Origin of the sequence: Pleomorphomonas carboxyditropha (assembly GCF_002770725.1) — a bacterium.
GTDB lineage: Bacteria > Pseudomonadota > Alphaproteobacteria > Rhizobiales > Pleomorphomonadaceae > Pleomorphomonas > Pleomorphomonas carboxyditropha.
Genome location: NZ_NQVN01000009.1, coordinates 56064 through 71829 on the forward strand (window position 1 = coordinate 56064; position 15766 = coordinate 71829).

Below are 15766 nucleotides of genomic sequence, written 5' to 3' on the forward strand. Positions count from 1 at the left end.
CCTAAGGGCCGGAGGCCCGCCGGCGTCTGAGGCCAAGAAAAGCGAAGTCTTTACAACCCGGCGCGCTTCGCCTATGGGAGAGGGCATGAACGGTTTTGTCGCCCTGAACGCTTCGTGGTGGTGGCGCTTCTCGTAAGAGAGCGGCCGACGCGGTGTGTCCAGACGGGACGAATTGAGCGAGGGCTGCTCCGGGAGACCGGAACGGCCCTTTTTGTTCGAGGTGTCCGAGGCGGTCTCTCCGAGTGGCGACAGGGGAGATTGCGATGGTAAAAAGCGAAGCCGAGGCCGGTTCGTCCGGCAACAGAGAATCCTTCGTCACCGCCGGCGGCGTGGAAGTGGCCCGTAGCGCCCGACCAGACCACTACAAGACGGCGATTTCAGGGTACTTCGACAGGCTCGACACGCGGCGCGGCGCCGTGCTGTCCTCCAACTACGAGTTTCCCGGCCGCTATTCGCGCTGGGACATCGCTTTCGTCGACCCGCCGGTGGCGATCACCGCGCGCGGCCGCAGGATGACCATCGAGGCGCTCAATGCCCGCGGCCGCATATTGCTCCCCGCCTTCGCCGCGGCCGTCCGCGGTCCGGACCTCGTTTCCCTCTCCGTCGATGATGCGCTGATCTCGCTCGAAGTGGCGGTGCCCGAGGGCGGATTTGCCGAGGAAGACCGCTCGCGCCAGCCATCGGTGTTCTCGGTGCTTCGCCGCATCATCGCGAAATTCGCCACGCCCGAGGACGACAAGCTCGGCCTGTGGGGCGCCTTCGGCTACGATCTCGCCTTCCAGTTCGACAGCGTCGATTTCAAGCTGCCGCGGCCCGACGACCAGCGCGACCTCGTGCTCTACTTCCCCGACGAGATCGTCGTCGTCGACCACCATCGCGCCGCCGCCACCGTCTATTCCTACGATTTCGTCGTCGAGGGCCGGTTGACCGTCGGCCTGCCGCGCGACGGCGCGCCGCAGCCGTTCCGGATGAGCGACCGCGATCCCGGGCGCGGCGATCATCGGCCCGGCGAATACGCCGCGTCGGTGGAGAAGGCGGTGGAATACTTCCGGCGCGGCGACCTGTTCGAGGTGGTGCCGGGCCAGGTGTTCTACGAGAAGCCGTCGTCGCCGCCGTCGGCGATCGCCCGCCGCCTGCAGCAGATCAATCCGGCGCCGTTCGGCTTCATGTTCAACCTCGGCAATTCCGAATACCTGATCGGCGCCAGCCCCGAGATGTTCGTGCGCGTCACCAACGGCAAGCGCGTCGAGACCTGCCCGATCTCCGGCACCATCCGCCGCGGCCGCAACGCCATCGAGGACGAGGAGCAGATCCGCATCCTGCTCAATTCCAAGAAGGACGAGGCCGAGCTCACCATGTGCTCGGACGTCGACCGCAACGACAAGAGCCGCATCTGCGAGCCGGGGTCGGTGCGCGTCATCGGCCGCCGCCAGATCGAGATGTATTCGCGCCTGATCCATACCGTCGACCACATCGAGGGGCGGCTGCGCGACGGCATGGACGGTCTCGACGCTTTCCTCAGCCATGCCTGGGCGGTGACGGTGACCGGCGCGCCCAAGCTCTGGGCGATGCAGTTCATCGAGGACCACGAGAAGAGCTGCCGCGCCTGGTACGGCGGCGCCGTCGGCGCCTTCCTGATGAACGGCGACGTCAACACCGGCCTGACGCTCAGGACCATCCGCCTCAAGGACGGCATCGCCGAGGTGCGGGCCGGCGCGACGCTGCTCTATGATTCGGTGCCCGAGGACGAGGAGAAGGAAACCGAGCTCAAGGCCTCGGCGCTGATTTCGGCCATCCGCGAGGCTGGTAGCGCACCGGTCGCCGCGGCATCGGTGGTCCGCGAGGCGATCGGCGCCGGCACGCGCATCGTGCTGGTCGACCACGAGGACAGCTTCGTCCATACGCTCGCCAACTACTTCCGCCAGACCGGCGCCGAGGTGAAGACGCTGCGCGCTTCCAAGGGCAGGGGCATCGATGCCGCCCTGATCGCCGCCGAGCGGCCCGACCTCCTCGTCATGTCGCCGGGGCCGGGCAACCCCGCCGATTTCCAATGCGCCCGGACGATCGCGGCGGCGCGGGAGCTGGGCCTGCCGGTGTTCGGCGTCTGCCTCGGCCTGCAGGCGATGGTCGAGGCCTTTGGCGGCCGGCTGGCTCAACTGGCCGTTCCCTATCACGGCAAGCCGTCGAAGGTGGCGGTATCGGCCAATTCGCTGTTGTTCGCCGGGCTGCCGTCCGAGATCGTCATCGGCCGCTACCACTCGCTCTACGCCGATCGGGCGCATCTGCCCGGCGCGTTCCGCGTGACGGCGGAGACCGGCGACGGGGTGATCATGGCCATCGAGCACCGGAGCGAACCGTTCGCCGCCGTGCAATTTCACCCGGAGTCGATCATGTCGCTGTCGGCGGACGCCGGTCACGTCATCATCGAGAATGCCATCCAGGGTTTAGTTGGCGCCGGTCGGAAGGCATAGTTCGCCGGCGGCTCAGATTGTTGCGCGGCGGCCCCGGCCGACTTGGCGTTTGTTCCACGCGCGGGCATGCAACCGCCGAAACGCGGCGGCGCCCACGTTCGGCGGGCTGGTGAAAACAACGTCGAATGGGAGTGGCAGCCGGCTTTACCTGCGGCTGCCGTCGGAAATATTTCCAATAGATATCAATTGCATAAATAAAGGAAATGGTTTCCGTTCCGGATAAATCAGCGTTGTTGCAAGGATGTCGCACTCGAATGCGGAATTGAATGTTTCGAGCCGGATACATGCGAAAAGCGGCGGTGAACAACTTTTGGTGCTGGCAGATTGCGTGCAACGCGCTATCATAAAAATTGCGACAACGTTGCTGGCTCAACTCGTCGCGGGGTTTAGCAGCCCCTTCCGCGGTTTTCGCGGACTAGCGGTCCAAACAACTAGAGGGCGCAAGCCCTCTTTTTTTGTCCTGGCGGCATCGTCGTTCACGGCGTCCGTTGGCAGCCACGCTTTTCAACGCATCTCACCGCCTTCCTTCCGCATCGTCGCTTACGGAACGGGCTTGATCGCGCCGTTCATGCTCAAATTTGCGCCTTGACCCCCTGATTTTTTTACCGAAAGATCAAGGAAACAGAAGGACGGAGAAAAACCGCCGGGGAATAGCGGACAAGGCAATCGAAAGATCCGGTTCGGGCTGGTTTCGGCCGTCCTGAACCATGGTTGGATCAAGGACATCGGACGCACCGGACCGGTCGTCTCGATGAACGCGAGCGTTTGTCTTCGTCGTTACTGTGCACCAGCCACGGGACCAATATCCATGCCGGACATTTCTGCGGGACGCCTCGGCGAAGCCGATTACGGAAAGAATTTTTCGGACGTTCATCCGCCGCTCAGCGCGCATGAGGCGGTCGTCGAAAGCGATCGCTGCTACTTCTGCTTCGATGCGCCCTGTACCAATGCCTGCCCGACGTCGATCGACATTCCCCTGTTCATCCGGAAGATCGGCACCGGCAATGTCGTCGGCGCCGCCGAGACCATCTTTTCTTCCAACATTCTCGGCGGCATGTGCGCCCGCGTCTGTCCCACCGAGACGCTGTGCGAGGAAGCCTGCGTCCGCAACCTTGCCGAGGAAAAGCCGGTGCGCATCGGCCTGCTTCAGCGCCATGCCACCGATCACTACCTCGACCGGCACGCCGCCTATGGCGTCCGCGCGCCGGCCACCGGCCGCAAGGTCGCCGTCGTCGGCGCCGGTCCGGCCGGTCTCGCCTGTGCCCACGAACTGGCGCTGAAGGGCCATCAGGTGACGATCTTCGAGGCGCGCGGCAAGGCGGGCGGCCTCAACGAGTTCGGCATCGCCGCCTACAAGGCGACCGACGGCTTCGCCCAGCGTGAGGTCGATTTCGTGCTCGGCGTCGGCGGCATCGCCGTCGAGGCCGGCAAGGCGCTCGGCCGCGACTTCACGCTGGCCGGCCTCAAGGCGGACTATGACGCGGTCTTTCTCGGCCTCGGCCTTCAGGCCGTCAACGCGCTCGGCGTCGAAGGCGAGGAGATCGCCGGCGTCGTCGATGCCGTCCGCTGGATCGAGGAGCTCCGGCAATCGCCCGACAAGTCGGCGATCGAGGTGGGCGCCCGCGTCGTCGTCATCGGCGGCGGCATGACGGCGGTGGATGCCGCCGTGCAGGCCAAGAAGCTCGGCGCCGACGAGGTGACCATCGCCTACCGGCGAGGCTCGGCCGAGATGGGCGCCAGCCGTTACGAGCAGGAGCTGGCGCAGGTGAACGGCGTGCGCATCCTGCATTGGGTGGCGCCGAGGACGGTGGTGTCGGAAGGCAACGCCGTCGCCGCCGTCGATTTCGAGCGCACGGCGCTCGACGCCGCCGGCCGCCTCACCGGAACCGGCCGAAGCGTCCGCCTCCTCGCCGACCAGGTGATGAAGGCGATCGGGCAGACCTTCGTCTCCGGTCCGGTCGAAGCCGGCGAGACCGTCGCTCTCGAAGGCGGCCGCATCGCGGTCGATGCCGACATGCGCACCTCGCTTGCCGGCGTCTGGGCCGGCGGCGACTGCGTGCGCGGCGGCGAGGACCTCACCGTCCAGGCCGTCGATCATGGCAAGCGCGCCGCCCTTTCCATCCACGCCGCCCTTTCCGCTTGATTTTTCGGGAGTTTTGCCATGGCCGACCTCCGCACCAATTTCCTCGGCATCAAGTCGCCGAATCCGTTCTGGCTCGCCTCGGCGCCGCCCACCGACAAGAAATACAACGTCGAGCGCGCCTTCCGCGCCGGCTGGGGCGGCGTCGTCTGGAAGACGCTCGGCGAGGACCCGGCGGTGGTCAACGTCAACGGCCCGCGCTACGGCGCCATTCACGCCGGCGACCGCCGCCTTGCCGGCCTCAACAACATCGAGCTGATCACCGACCGGCCGCTGGAACTGAACCTCCGCGAGATAGCCGAGGTGAAGAAGGCCTGGCCCGACCGGGCGCTGGTCGTCTCGCTGATGGTGCCCTGCGAGGAGCCGAACTGGAATTCGATCGTCGCCCGCGTCGAGGAAACCGGCGCCGACGGCCTCGAACTCAACTTCGGCTGTCCGCACGGCATGAGCGAGCGCGGCATGGGCTCGGCGGTGGGGCAGGTGCCCGAATACATCGAGATGGTCGCCCGCTGGTGCAAGGCGGCGACGCGCATGCCGGTGATCGTCAAGCTGACGCCCAATATCACCGACATCCGCTATCCTGCCCGCGCCGCCAGGAAGGGCGGGGCGGACGCGGTGTCGCTGATCAACACCATCAACTCGATCGTCGCCGTCGACCTCGACAGCTTCGCGCCGGTGCCGACCATCGACGGCAAGGGCAGCCACGGCGGCTATTGCGGCCCGGCCGTCAAGCCGATCGCCCTCAACATGGTGGCCGAGATCGCCCGCGATCCGGAAACCTGGGGCATGCCGATCTCCGGCATCGGCGGCATCGAGACCTGGCGCGACGCCGCCGAATATATCGCGCTCGGCTGCGGCACCGTGCAGGTCTGCACGGCGGTGATGACCTATGGCTTCAAGATCGTCGAGGAGATGATCGACGGCATGAAGAAGTACATGGATGGCCACGGCTTCTCCACCATCGAGGACTTCCGCGGCCTTGCGGTTCGGAACCTCTCCGACTGGAAGTATCTCAACCTCAACTACATCGCCAAGGCCAGGATCGACCAGGATCTCTGCATCAAGTGCGGCCGCTGCCACATCGCCTGCGAGGACACCTCACACCAGGCGATCACCCACATGGTCGACGGCGTCAGGCATTTCGAGGTGAAGGACGAGGAGTGCGTCGGCTGCAATCTCTGCGTCAACGTCTGCCCGGTCGAGGGCTGCATCACCATGCAGCCGATGGCGCCCGGATCGGTCGACCCGCGCACCGGCCGGGTGGTTCCCGCCCAATACGCCAACTGGACGACCCATCCCAACAATCCCTCGGCCATTGCGGCGGAGTGAGCGCAAAAAGAAACCGGCGTCGCGATTGCGGCGCCGGTTTCCGATTGTGAGCGGCCAAGTCAGGCGTCGACGGTTTGCCGCCGCTCCGCACGGATGCGGGCGGCGATGCCGGCGATCTCGGCGTTGGCCGCCTGCATCGCCCGCGCCCGGTGCTCGTCGGAGATGTTGACGCCCTCGGCGCGGACGACGTCGATATCCTTGATGCCGAGCAGGCGGAAGAAGGACCGCAGATAGGGATCGACGAAATCCTCCTCGGGGCCATGATGGAAGCCGCCGCTCGCATAGGCGACGACCACCTTGCGGCCGCCGGCAAGCCCTTCGGGTCCCTTCTCGGTGTAGCGGAACGTCTTGCGGGGAATGGAGATCGAATCGAGCCAGGCCTTGAGGCGGGCCGGAACGGAGAGGTTGTACATCGGCGCCCCGATGACGACGACGTCGGCGGCCAGGAACTCGTCGGCGGCCGGGCTGTCGCCGGCGCGCGGATTGATGGCCGCCGGCTCTTCGCTCGTGAGGTCGTGGTGGATCACCGGCTCGTCCGAGCCGTCGGCGACGGCCGCGACGATGGCGGCGGTCAGCGCGCGGGAAACGGATCCTTCGGTCTGGATGCTGGAATCGATATGCAGGATGGTCACTGTGCCTGGCTCCGAATGATTTTCGAGCGGCAACCTATCGCAGGCTCGGCCGATCTGTTATCGGCATCGGATCATTTGATGTCGAGTTTGGGCCAAAGTGACCGACACCTGTCTCAACCGTCTCGTCGAGAGCGACGCGCGCCACAGCGCCGCCATCCACAGCCACGACCAGGGCCAGCTCACCTATATCGAGCGCGGTGTGCTGAGCCTTGAGGCGGACGGCCGCATCTGGGCGATCCCGCCCGGGCGGCTGCACTGGATTCCGGCCGGCGTGCGGCACGCCTCGCGCTCGCACGGCGAGGTGCGTTTCTGGCTGACGCTGGTGTCGGAAGACTTCGCGAACCGTTTGCCCAGCCGGATTACCGTGCTCGAGGCCTCGCCGCTGCTCGTCGGCGCGCTGGATCGGCTACGGGGGCTGCGGCCGGGCGACGCCTTCGCCGCGCCGTTGCTCGATGTCGTTGCCCACGAGATCGACACCGGCGCCGAGGAAGCGCCCGGCATGCGGCTGCCGACGCCGCCCCGCATGCGCGACTGGGCGCTGGCCTTTCTCGCCGCGCCGAGCATCAAGACCGGCATCGACGCGGCGGCCGGCGCGGTGGCCATGTCGCGCCGCAGCTTCACCCGGCATTTCGAGCGCGAGGTCGGCATGACCTTCGCCGCCTGGAAGCGGGCGGTGATCGTCCACCGGGCGACGGTGCGATTGGCGGAGGGGGCGGCGGTCGGCGACGTTGCCCTGGAGGCCGGCTACGAGAGCGTCAGCGCCTTCATCGCCATGTTCAGGTCGGTGTGCGGCCGGCTGCCGGGTGAAATCCGGCGCGGGGTGGGAACCTGAATCACTTGGGCGTGGGCAGAATGCCGCGCATCAAAATGCCGATCACCGTGTCGGAGGCGGCGCGGAAGGTGGCGGGATCCTCGACGCCGCGCCCCAGCACCGAGCGGATCTGCGCATCGAAGTCGGCGTAATGCTGCGTCGTCGCCCAGATCATGAAGATCAGGTGGACGGGGTCGATGTCGAGCAGCTTGCCGTCCCGGATCCAGCGGCGGATCACCTCGGCCTTTTCCTCGACGATCGACTTGAGGTCGGTTTTGAGGACGCCGTCGAGATGCGGCGCGCCGAGCAGCACCTCGCCGATGAACAGCCGGCTTTCCTGGGGAAAATCGCGCGATTGCTCCAGCTTCTGGCGGATATAGCCGGTCAGCTCGGCCTCCGGATCGCCGTCCTCGGCCATCTCCCCGAACGGGGCGAGCCACATGTCGAGCGTGCGCGTCAGCACCGCCGTATAGAGGTCGTGCTTGCGCCGGAAGTAATAGAGCAGGTTCGGCTTGGACATGCCGGCCTTTTCGGCGATCTGGTCGACGGTGGCGCCGCGGAAGCCGTAGCGCGAAAATACCTCGAGCGCCGCGTCGAGGATGCGTTCCTCGTTTTCCGCCTGAATGCGCGTCCGCTTCTTCGAGCCGCGCGCGCGGGCCAGATCCTGGCTTTCAGTCGCTGTTTCGTAACTCATGCAGCGAATGTCCACGCTATCGAGACATTCGGCAAGCCCGGATCGGTGGCAAAACGCCGGTCGCGGTGGATGAATTTTGTCCGGTTGGTCAGAAGCTCGGCGGCGTGCATACCGAGATCACCTCGCAGATGTCGTCGCCGACGTTGCGGAAGCGGTGCGGTTCGTTGCTTTTGAAATAGTAGGCCTCGCCCGGGCCGAGCACCCGCCGCTTGTCGCCGACGATCACCTCGATCTGCCCCTTGAGCACGATGCCGCCTTCCTCGCCTTCGTGACGCAGGTGGATGCGGCCGGAGCTGCTGCCCACCTCGTAGCGCTCGGAGAGGATTTGCAGCGCCTTGCCGGTGAGATCGCGTCCAACCTGCCGGTAGGAAACGCCGCCGCGGCCGATCTCCATCAGGTCCTCGGCCTTGAAGAAGATCTGCTCGGCCACCGGCTCGTCCTCGGCGAAGAAGTCGGCCATCGGCAGCGGCAGCGCGTCGAGGATGCGCTTCAGCGCGCCGACCGACGGGCTGATGGTGTTGGACTCGATCTGGCTGACGGTGGCGTTGGAGATGCCGGCCCGCCGCGCCAGCTCGCGCTGCGACAAGCCGCGCGCCTCGCGAAACCGCCTGAGCTTGCCGCCGAGATCGAGGGTCACGGCATCCTCCCCTGTTAAGTTGTTTGCTTTCCCGAACAGGTCGCCACAAACCGCCCGCATTTGCAAGGGGAGCGATCTGCACAAGATAACTGCTTGTTCAGGAAACGGGCATGTCGTTATCTACGTGTCGATCCGGACCCGGCTCGAACGCTATCCAGGCCCTGCCGTCCGCCTCGCTCGGAGACCTTCATGAACGTTCCCGTTCCCAACAACCTCGAAGCCTTCTGGATGCCGTTCACCGCCAACCGGCAGTTCAAGAAGGCGCCGCGCCTGCTCGCCTCGGCCTCCGGCATGTATTACACCACCGTCGACGGCCGGAAGCTGCTCGACGCCGCCGCCGGCCTGTGGTGCGTCAATGCCGGCCATGGCCGCCGCGAGATCGTCGAGGCGGTGGCCGCCCAGGTGGGCGAGCTCGACTACGCCCCGGCCTTCCAGATGGGCCATCCCAAGGCCTTCGAGCTGGCGGCGCGGCTCACCTCGATGATGCCGAAGCCGCTCGACCACGTGTTCTTCACCAATTCCGGTTCCGAGTCGGTGGAAACGGCGCTGAAGATCGCCGTCGCCTACCAGCGGGCGCGCGGCAAGGGCACCAAGACGCGCCTGATCGGCCGCGAGCGCGGCTATCACGGCGTCAACTTCGGCGGCATCTCGGTCGGCGGCATTCCCACCAACCGCAAGTTCTTCGGCTCGCTGCTCACCGGCGTCGATCACATGCGCCACACCCACGACATCGAGCGCAACGCCTATTCGCGCGGCCAGCCGGAATACGGCGCCGAGTTCGCCGACGAGCTGGAGCGGATCATCTACCTGCACGACGCCTCCAACATCGCCGCCGTCATCGTCGAGCCGATGGCGGGATCGACCGGCGTGCTGGTGCCGCCCAAGGGCTATCTCGAACGCCTCAGGGAGATCTGCACCAAGCATGACATTCTGCTGATCTTCGACGAGGTGATCACCGGCTTCGGCCGCCTCGGCGCGCCGTTCGCGGTCGACTATTTCGGCGTCGTGCCGGATATCGTCACCACGGCGAAGGGCATCACCAACGGCGTCATCCCGATGGGCGGCGTGTTCTGCTCCTCGGACATCTACGACGCCTTCATGACCGGGCCGGAGCATGCCATCGAGCTGTTCCACGGCTATACCTACTCGGCCCATCCGGTCGCCTGCGCCGCCTCGATGGCGACGCTCGATATCTATGCGAGCGAGGGACTGCTCAATCGCGGTCCGGAGCTCGCGCAGTATTTCGAGGACGCGCTGCACTCGCTGAAGGGCCTGCCGCACGTCATCGATATCCGCAATATCGGCCTCGTCGGCGCCATCGAGCTGCAGCCGATCGACGGCGAGCCGACCAAGCGCGCCTTCGCCGCCTTCCTGAGCGCCTACGAGAAGGGCGTGATGATGCGCACCACCGGCGACATCATCGCCCTGTCGCCGCCGCTGATCGTCAGCAAGGCCGAGATCGACCTCCTGGTGTCGGTGATCGCCGACGTCCTCAAGGCATTGCCCTGAGGACGCGGCGGACGATCAAAGCAGCGTGCCGCGCAGGATCAGCAGCGCCACGCTGAAGTAGATGATGAGGCCCGTGACGTCGACCAGCGTGGCGACGAACGGCGCCGAGGCGCTCGCCGGATCGAAGCCCAGCCGTTTCAACAGGAAGGGCAGCATCGAGCCGGCGAGCGAGCCGAAGGTGACGATGCCGATGAGGCCGACGCCGACCGTCAGGCCGATCAGCTCCCAGTGCGGGCCGTAGTCGAAGATGCCGAGCCCCTGCCAGGCGGCGATGCGGACCATGCCGATCACCCCGAGGCTGGCGCCGAGCGCCACGCCGACCGGCAGTTCGCGCAGCGCCACCCGCCACCAGTCGCGCAGGCGCAACTGGCCGAGCGCCAGGGCGCGGATCAGCAATGACGTCGCCTGCGAGCCGGAATTGCCGCCCGAGCTCATGATGAGCGGGATGAACAGCGTCAGCACCACCGCTTTTTCCAGCTCGTTCTCGAAATGCTGCATGGCGCTCGCCGTCAGCATCTCGCTGATGAACAGCACGCCGAGCCATCCGACCCGCTTGCGGTACATGCTGAAGAAGCCCGTGCCGAGATAGGGCTCGGTCGTGCCCTCGACGCCGCCGAATTTCTGCACGTCCTCGCTGCCTTCGGCCAGGATCGCGTCGATCACGTCGTCGACGGTGACGATGCCCAGCATCTGCTGCCGCTCGTTGACCACCGGCACCGACAACAGGTCGTGGATCGAGATCAAACGGGCGACCTCCTCGCGATCGACGTCGGCGCGGACGGTGATCGGCTCGCGGTCGGGAGCGAGATCGAGGATCGGCTGCTCGGGCTCGCCGATGATCAGCTCGCGCAGCGTCACCACCCGCAGTAGCGCCCGCGTCTTCGGATCGAGCGCATGGATCGCGTAGACCGTCTCGCGCGTGCGCTCGACGTCGCGGATGTGGCGCAGCGTCTCGGCCACCGTGTAGGTGGCGGGCACGCTGACGAACTCGGTCGACATCAGGCTGCCGGCCGTGCCCTCGGGATAGGCGAGCAGCCGCTTGAGCGGCCAGGCGCTGTCGAAGTCGACGCGCTTCAACAGCTCGGAACGGTCCTCGTCGTCGAGGGCGCGCAGCACGTCGGCGGCGCGGTCGTCGGCCATGCCCTTGAGGATTTCGCCGGCCCGCTCGTGCGGCAGGTCGATGAGCAGGTCGCCGGCGCGGGCCAGCTCCGGCCGGTCGAACACGTCGATGGCGCGTTCGAGGGGCAGATGGGCGAGCACCGCCGCCGCGGTTTCCGCGTCTTCCTCGTTGAGACGGGCGACGATGTCGGCGGCGTGCGCGTCGAACAGGTCGGCGAACAGCACCAGATCGACCGCGCCCGGCGCGGTGCGGATGGTATCCATGGTCTCACCTCTCGATCCGTCGTCACGGCGGATCGCAGGCGAGCCAACCCGTGCGGGTCAGACCGGCGTCGGCCGTGACGACAAGGACAATCGACTACTGTCGCTTGGCATGGGGTTGGGTTTCCTTTGAAATCGCGCCGTCCGACGGAGCCGGTCGGCGCGGCGGCAAAATGGGCCGGCGGGCCGCAAAGGTCAAGACGTGGACCGACAGAAAGATGCACCCTCGTTGGTCTTCGTCCGCCGTCGCCGCGGCCGATGATTGCCGTTGCGCAAGACGGCTCTATCGTTCATGTTACGTTCCGCCGACAGGCCAACCGAGAGGAGACCATCATGGCCAAGCACGGTACCTTTGTCTGGAACGAGCTGATGACCCCCGATGTCGCCGCCGCCAAGGCCTTCTACGCCGCCGCCCTTGGCTGGACTTTCACCGAGGAGGATATGGGCGACGACGGCCTTTACACGCTGGTTCATGCCGAGGGGCAGGAGAAGCCGGTGGCCGGCATCTACCAATGGCCGGACAGCCAGCCCGGCTCGCGCGACTGGTTCGCCTACGTCGCCGTCGACGACATCGACGCGGCCGTCGAAAAGGTCGGGCCGGCGGGCGGCAAGGTGCTGCGCGGCCCGTGGGCGATCGCGGGCGTCGGCCGGATTGCCATCGTGCTCGACGCGGCCGGCAGCGCCATCGGCTATCTGCAAGCCGAGCCCATGTGATCGCCGGACCGACCCCCACCCGAGCGCCGGCGGTCGCGACAAAGTGATCCCGATCGTCGGCGCTCCCCGTCGCGGTTGCCATGTTTCGGCCGGACGCCGGAGCAATCCTGCCGCCGTCGAGACGAAACGCGACGGGAGAGTCGGGCCATGACGCCGGCCGTTACCATAACCATGCTGGTGGCCGCCTTTTGCGGGCTTGCGCGGCGGTTCGTCGCCTCGCTTGTCGGGGCATTCCTGCTGGCGATGGTCGGCGTGGCGCACATGCTGGCGCGGCAGCCGGCGTCGGCTCACCACATTCTGCTGCACGGTTTTCATCTGCTGCTGATCTTCAACGTCACCTATGCCGCCTTTGCGATTTTTTCGGCGTTGGTATTTTGAAGCTTTTGCGGGCGACTGCCCGAAAGCGGCAAGCAACCCTGCCGTCAAACGCGGCATCTTTTTGAGTTTCGCCGAAAACTGAGGCTTTGGGTTGCTTCGTTGCTCAAAAATCACCCTTGACCATTTCAGGGGCAAACCCGACTATGCGTTTATCAATTGGTAAAAGTTTTGCCGATCCGCCGTCCCGAGAGATGGCCGGGTGGCCGGGGAATGCCGGGGGCGGCCCGATCGGTTCGCTCTCGCGATCAGGGGAACATGATGACGACGCCGACCGACAACATGCGGGTCAACGGGGCGCGGCTGTGGGACAGCCTTGAGGAAATGGCGACGACGGGGCCGGGTCTGAGGGGCGGCTGCAATCGGCAGACGCTGACCGACGAAGACGCCAAGGGCAGGGCGCTGTTCAAGGCCTGGGGCGAGGCGGCCGGCATGACGCTCGGCATCGACCGGATGGGCACCATGTTCTTCACCCGGCCCGGCACCGATCCCGACGCGCTGCCGGTCTACGTCGGCAGCCATCTCGATACCCAGCCGACCGGCGGCAAGTACGACGGCGTGCTCGGCGTGCTCGGCGCCCTCGAGGTTGTCCGTTCGCTCAACGACCTCGGCGTCAGGACCAGGCATCCGATCGTCGTCGTCAACTGGACCAACGAGGAAGGCGGCCGATTCGCGCCGGCCATGCTGGCGTCCGGCGTGTTCGCCGGCGTCCATACCCTCGACTACGCCTATGGGCGCAAGGATTTCGACGGCAAGGTGTTCGGCGACGAGCTGAAGCGCATCGGCTGGCTCGGCCAGGAGGAAGTCGGCGCGCGAAAGATGCACGCCTATTTCGAATATCACATCGAGCAAGGCCCCATCCTGGAGGCCGAGGAGAAGCAGATCGGCGTCGTCACCCACTGCCAGGGTCTGTGGTGGCTGGAATTCACGCTGACCGGCAAGGAAGCGCATACCGGCTCGACGCCGATGAACATGCGCGTCAACGCCGGCCTCGCCATGGCCCGCATCTTCGAGCTGGTGCAGAAGGTGGCGATGGACAGCCAGCCCAACGCCGTCGGCGGCGTCGGCCAGGTGAAGTTCTCGCCCAATTCGCGCAACGTGCTGCCGGGCACCGTCGTCTTCACCGTCGACATCCGTTCGCCGGAACAGGAAAAGCTCGACCGCATGCGGGCGATCATCGAGGCCGAGGCGCCGAAGCTCTGCGAGCCGCTGGGCGTCCGGTGCGCCGTCGAGGTGGTCGGCCATTTCGATCCCGTCACCTTCGATCCGACGCTGGTCTCCCGCGTTCGCTCGGTCACCGAGAAGCTCGGCTACAGCCACATGAACCTCGTCTCCGGCGCCGGCCACGACGCCTGCTGGGCGGCCAGGGTGGCGCCCGCCACCATGATCATGTGCCCCTGCGAGGGCGGCCTTTCCCATAACGAGGACGAGAAGATCACGCCGGAATGGGCGGCGGCCGGCGCCGACGTGCTGCTGCACGCCGTATTGGAGACGGCGGAGATCGTTGCCTGATGACAGGCGTGTTTCACGGCGATTATGCTGCGGACCCGAACAGTCTGTTCATGACAAGAAAGCTGACGGACAAACCGTCCAACGAGGGTTGAACCATGTCGAAGGTCATCAAGGGTGGAACCATCGTCACCGCCGATCTGACGTATGAAGCCGACGTCCTGATCGAGGGCGAGCGCATCGTCGCGATCGGTCCCGATCTCAAGGGCGACGAGGTGCTGGACGCCACCGGCTGCTACGTCATGCCGGGCGGCATCGATCCGCACACCCATTTGGAGATGCCCTTCATGGGCACCTATTCGGCCGACGATTTCGACAGCGGCACCCGGGCGGGCCTCGCCGGCGGCACCACCATGGTGGTCGACTTCATCACGCCGCGCCCCGACGAGTCGATGCTGAGCGCCCTCCAGAGCTGGCACAACCGGGCGAGCCGCGCCAACAGCGACTATTCGTTCCACATGTGCGTCACCTCGTGGAACAGAGAGATCTTCGACGAGATGAAGGTGATCATCGAGGAGAAGGGCATCAACTCCTTCAAGCATTTCATGGCCTACAAGGGCTCGCTGATGGTGGACGACGACGAGATGTTCCAGTCGTTCCAGCGCCTTGCCGAGCTCGGCGGCCTGCCGCTGGTGCACGCCGAGAACGGCGACGTGGTCGCCCAGATGCAGGCCAAGCTCTACGCCGAGGGCAACACCGGCCCCGAGGCGCACGCCTATTCCCGGCCGCCCGAGGTCGAGGGCGAGGCGACCAACCGCGCCATCATGCTGGCCGACATGGCCGGCGCGCCGCTCTACGTCGTCCATACCTCCTGCGAGCAGGCGCATGAGGCGATCCGCCGTGCCCGCCAGAAGGGCATGCGCGTCTACGGCGAGCCGCTGATCCAGCACCTCCTGCTCGACGACAGCGAATACGCCAATCCCGACTGGGACCATTCGGCCGCCCGCGTCATGAGCCCGCCGTTCCGCAACAAGCTGCATCAGAACAGCCTGTGGGCCGGCCTCGCCGCCGGCTCGCTGAGCTGCGTCGCCACCGATCATTGCACCTTCACCATCGCCCAGAAGCGCAACGGCCTCGGCGACTTCCGCAAGATCCCCAACGGCACCGGCGGCCTCGAGGATCGCATGCCGCTGCTCTGGACCTACGGCGTGCGAACCGGCCGGCTGACCATGAACGAATTCGTGGCCGTCACCTCCACCAACAGCGCCAAGATCCTCAACATGTATCCGAGGAAGGGCGCGGTGCTGGTCGGCGCCGATGCCGACCTCGTGGTCTGGGATCCCAAGCGCTCCAAGGTCATCTCGCCGAAGACCCAGCAGTCGGTGATCGAATACAACGTGTTCGACGGCTACGAGGTGACCGGCCTGCCGCGCTTCACGCTGTCCCGCGGCAAGGTGGTGGTCGAGGAAGCCACCATGAAGACCGAGGAAGGCCACGGCAAGTTCGTGCCGCGCAAGCCGTTCACGGCGGTCGCCAAGGCGCTCGGCCAGTGGAAGGACATCGTGTCGCCGCGGCGCGTCGAGCGTGCCGGCATTCCGGCGACCGGCATCTGAAATCGGCCCGGC

13 protein-coding genes are annotated in these 15766 nt (G+C 66.2%); 9 read left to right on the forward strand and 4 right to left on the reverse strand.

Annotation, left to right across the window (positions count from 1 at the left end; genetic code table 11):
* The first annotated feature begins 263 nt into the window (after positions 1 to 263).
* The 3 genes from CJ014_RS14350 (at position 264) to preA (ending at position 5940) form a co-directional block, all read left to right on the forward strand.
* Positions 264 to 2471: an anthranilate synthase component I gene (locus tag CJ014_RS14350; RefSeq protein ID WP_100081175.1), complete on the forward strand. Its 2208-nt coding sequence runs from the start codon at positions 264 to 266 to the stop codon at positions 2469 to 2471.
* Between the two features lie 808 nt (positions 2472 to 3279).
* Entirely contained in the window at positions 3280 to 4614 is a 1335-nt protein-coding gene (locus CJ014_RS14355) for an NAD(P)-dependent oxidoreductase (protein WP_100081176.1), read from the forward strand.
* An 18-nt stretch (positions 4615 to 4632) separates the two neighbouring features.
* Positions 4633 to 5940 carry an NAD-dependent dihydropyrimidine dehydrogenase subunit PreA gene (gene preA / locus CJ014_RS14360; RefSeq protein ID WP_100081177.1) on the forward strand — a complete coding sequence of 436 codons (1308 nt, stop codon included), beginning with the start codon at positions 4633 to 4635 and terminating at the stop codon, positions 5938 to 5940.
* A gap of 59 nt (positions 5941 to 5999) precedes the next feature.
* On the opposite strand, the gene CJ014_RS14365 is transcribed toward preA, so the two are convergent.
* Positions 6000 to 6572 carry an FMN-dependent NADH-azoreductase gene (locus CJ014_RS14365; RefSeq protein ID WP_100081178.1) on the reverse strand — a complete coding sequence of 191 codons (573 nt, stop codon included), beginning with the start codon at positions 6570 to 6572 and terminating at the stop codon, positions 6000 to 6002.
* 97 nt (positions 6573 to 6669) lie between these two features.
* Between CJ014_RS14365 and CJ014_RS14370 the strand changes: the two genes are divergently transcribed.
* Complete coding sequence (locus CJ014_RS14370; RefSeq protein ID WP_100081179.1) at positions 6670 to 7404, forward strand: AraC family transcriptional regulator; 735 nt, start codon at positions 6670 to 6672, stop codon at positions 7402 to 7404.
* A gap of 1 nt (position 7405) precedes the next feature.
* On the opposite strand, the gene CJ014_RS14375 is transcribed toward CJ014_RS14370, so the two are convergent.
* Positions 7406 to 8077, reverse strand: coding sequence for a TetR family transcriptional regulator C-terminal domain-containing protein (locus tag CJ014_RS14375; protein ID WP_100081180.1), 672 nt, complete (start codon positions 8075 to 8077; stop codon positions 7406 to 7408).
* An 88-nt stretch (positions 8078 to 8165) separates the two neighbouring features.
* Positions 8166 to 8714, reverse strand: a complete 549-nt coding sequence (locus CJ014_RS14380; protein ID WP_100081181.1) for a cupin domain-containing protein — start codon at positions 8712 to 8714, stop codon at positions 8166 to 8168.
* Positions 8715 to 8903: 189 nt separating this feature from the next.
* Between CJ014_RS14380 and aptA the strand changes: the two genes are divergently transcribed.
* Entirely contained in the window at positions 8904 to 10223 is a 1320-nt protein-coding gene (gene aptA / locus CJ014_RS14385; RefSeq protein ID WP_100081182.1) for an omega-aminotransferase AptA, read from the forward strand.
* Between the two features lie 15 nt (positions 10224 to 10238).
* Here aptA and mgtE read toward each other — a convergent pair whose 3' ends face one another.
* On the reverse strand, positions 10239 to 11606 hold the full coding sequence (gene mgtE, locus CJ014_RS14390) for a magnesium transporter (RefSeq protein WP_100081183.1): 1368 nt from the start codon (positions 11604 to 11606) through the stop codon (positions 10239 to 10241).
* 330 nt (positions 11607 to 11936) lie between these two features.
* Between mgtE and CJ014_RS14395 the strand changes: the two genes are divergently transcribed.
* The 4 genes from CJ014_RS14395 to hydA all read left to right on the forward strand — a co-directional run bounded on the left by CJ014_RS14395 (position 11937) and on the right by hydA (position 15754).
* Positions 11937 to 12317: a VOC family protein gene (locus CJ014_RS14395; protein ID WP_100081184.1), complete on the forward strand. Its 381-nt coding sequence runs from the start codon at positions 11937 to 11939 to the stop codon at positions 12315 to 12317.
* A gap of 147 nt (positions 12318 to 12464) precedes the next feature.
* Positions 12465 to 12695 carry a hypothetical protein gene (locus CJ014_RS14400; RefSeq protein WP_100081185.1) on the forward strand — a complete coding sequence of 77 codons (231 nt, stop codon included), beginning with the start codon at positions 12465 to 12467 and terminating at the stop codon, positions 12693 to 12695.
* A 258-nt stretch (positions 12696 to 12953) separates the two neighbouring features.
* A complete protein-coding gene (locus tag CJ014_RS14405) occupies positions 12954 to 14204 on the forward strand; it encodes a Zn-dependent hydrolase (RefSeq protein ID WP_425351920.1) in 1251 nt (416 codons plus the stop codon).
* A gap of 95 nt (positions 14205 to 14299) precedes the next feature.
* Entirely contained in the window at positions 14300 to 15754 is a 1455-nt protein-coding gene (hydA, locus tag CJ014_RS14410; RefSeq protein ID WP_100081187.1) for a dihydropyrimidinase, read from the forward strand.
* Positions 15755 to 15766: the final 12 nt, after the last annotated feature.

What these genes read in the sequence shown, in the direction of transcription:
- CJ014_RS14375 (WP_100081180.1), bottom strand. Translation starts at nt 8,077, where the DNA reads ATGAGTTACGAAACAGCGACTGAAAGCCAGGATCTGGCCCGCGCGCGC.
- hydA (WP_100081187.1), top strand. Translation starts at nt 14,300, where the DNA reads ATGTCGAAGGTCATCAAGGGTGGAACCATCGTCACCGCCGATCTGACG.
- CJ014_RS14355 (WP_100081176.1), top strand. Translation starts at nt 3,280, where the DNA reads ATGCCGGACATTTCTGCGGGACGCCTCGGCGAAGCCGATTACGGAAAG.
- mgtE (WP_100081183.1), bottom strand. Translation starts at nt 11,606, where the DNA reads ATGGATACCATCCGCACCGCGCCGGGCGCGGTCGATCTGGTGCTGTTC.
- aptA (WP_100081182.1), top strand. Translation starts at nt 8,904, where the DNA reads ATGAACGTTCCCGTTCCCAACAACCTCGAAGCCTTCTGGATGCCGTTC.
- CJ014_RS14350 (WP_100081175.1), top strand. Translation starts at nt 264, where the DNA reads ATGGTAAAAAGCGAAGCCGAGGCCGGTTCGTCCGGCAACAGAGAATCC.
- CJ014_RS14405 (WP_425351920.1), top strand. Translation starts at nt 12,954, where the DNA reads ATGACGACGCCGACCGACAACATGCGGGTCAACGGGGCGCGGCTGTGG.
- CJ014_RS14400 (WP_100081185.1), top strand. Translation starts at nt 12,465, where the DNA reads ATGACGCCGGCCGTTACCATAACCATGCTGGTGGCCGCCTTTTGCGGG.
- preA (WP_100081177.1), top strand. Translation starts at nt 4,633, where the DNA reads ATGGCCGACCTCCGCACCAATTTCCTCGGCATCAAGTCGCCGAATCCG.
- CJ014_RS14395 (WP_100081184.1), top strand. Translation starts at nt 11,937, where the DNA reads ATGGCCAAGCACGGTACCTTTGTCTGGAACGAGCTGATGACCCCCGAT.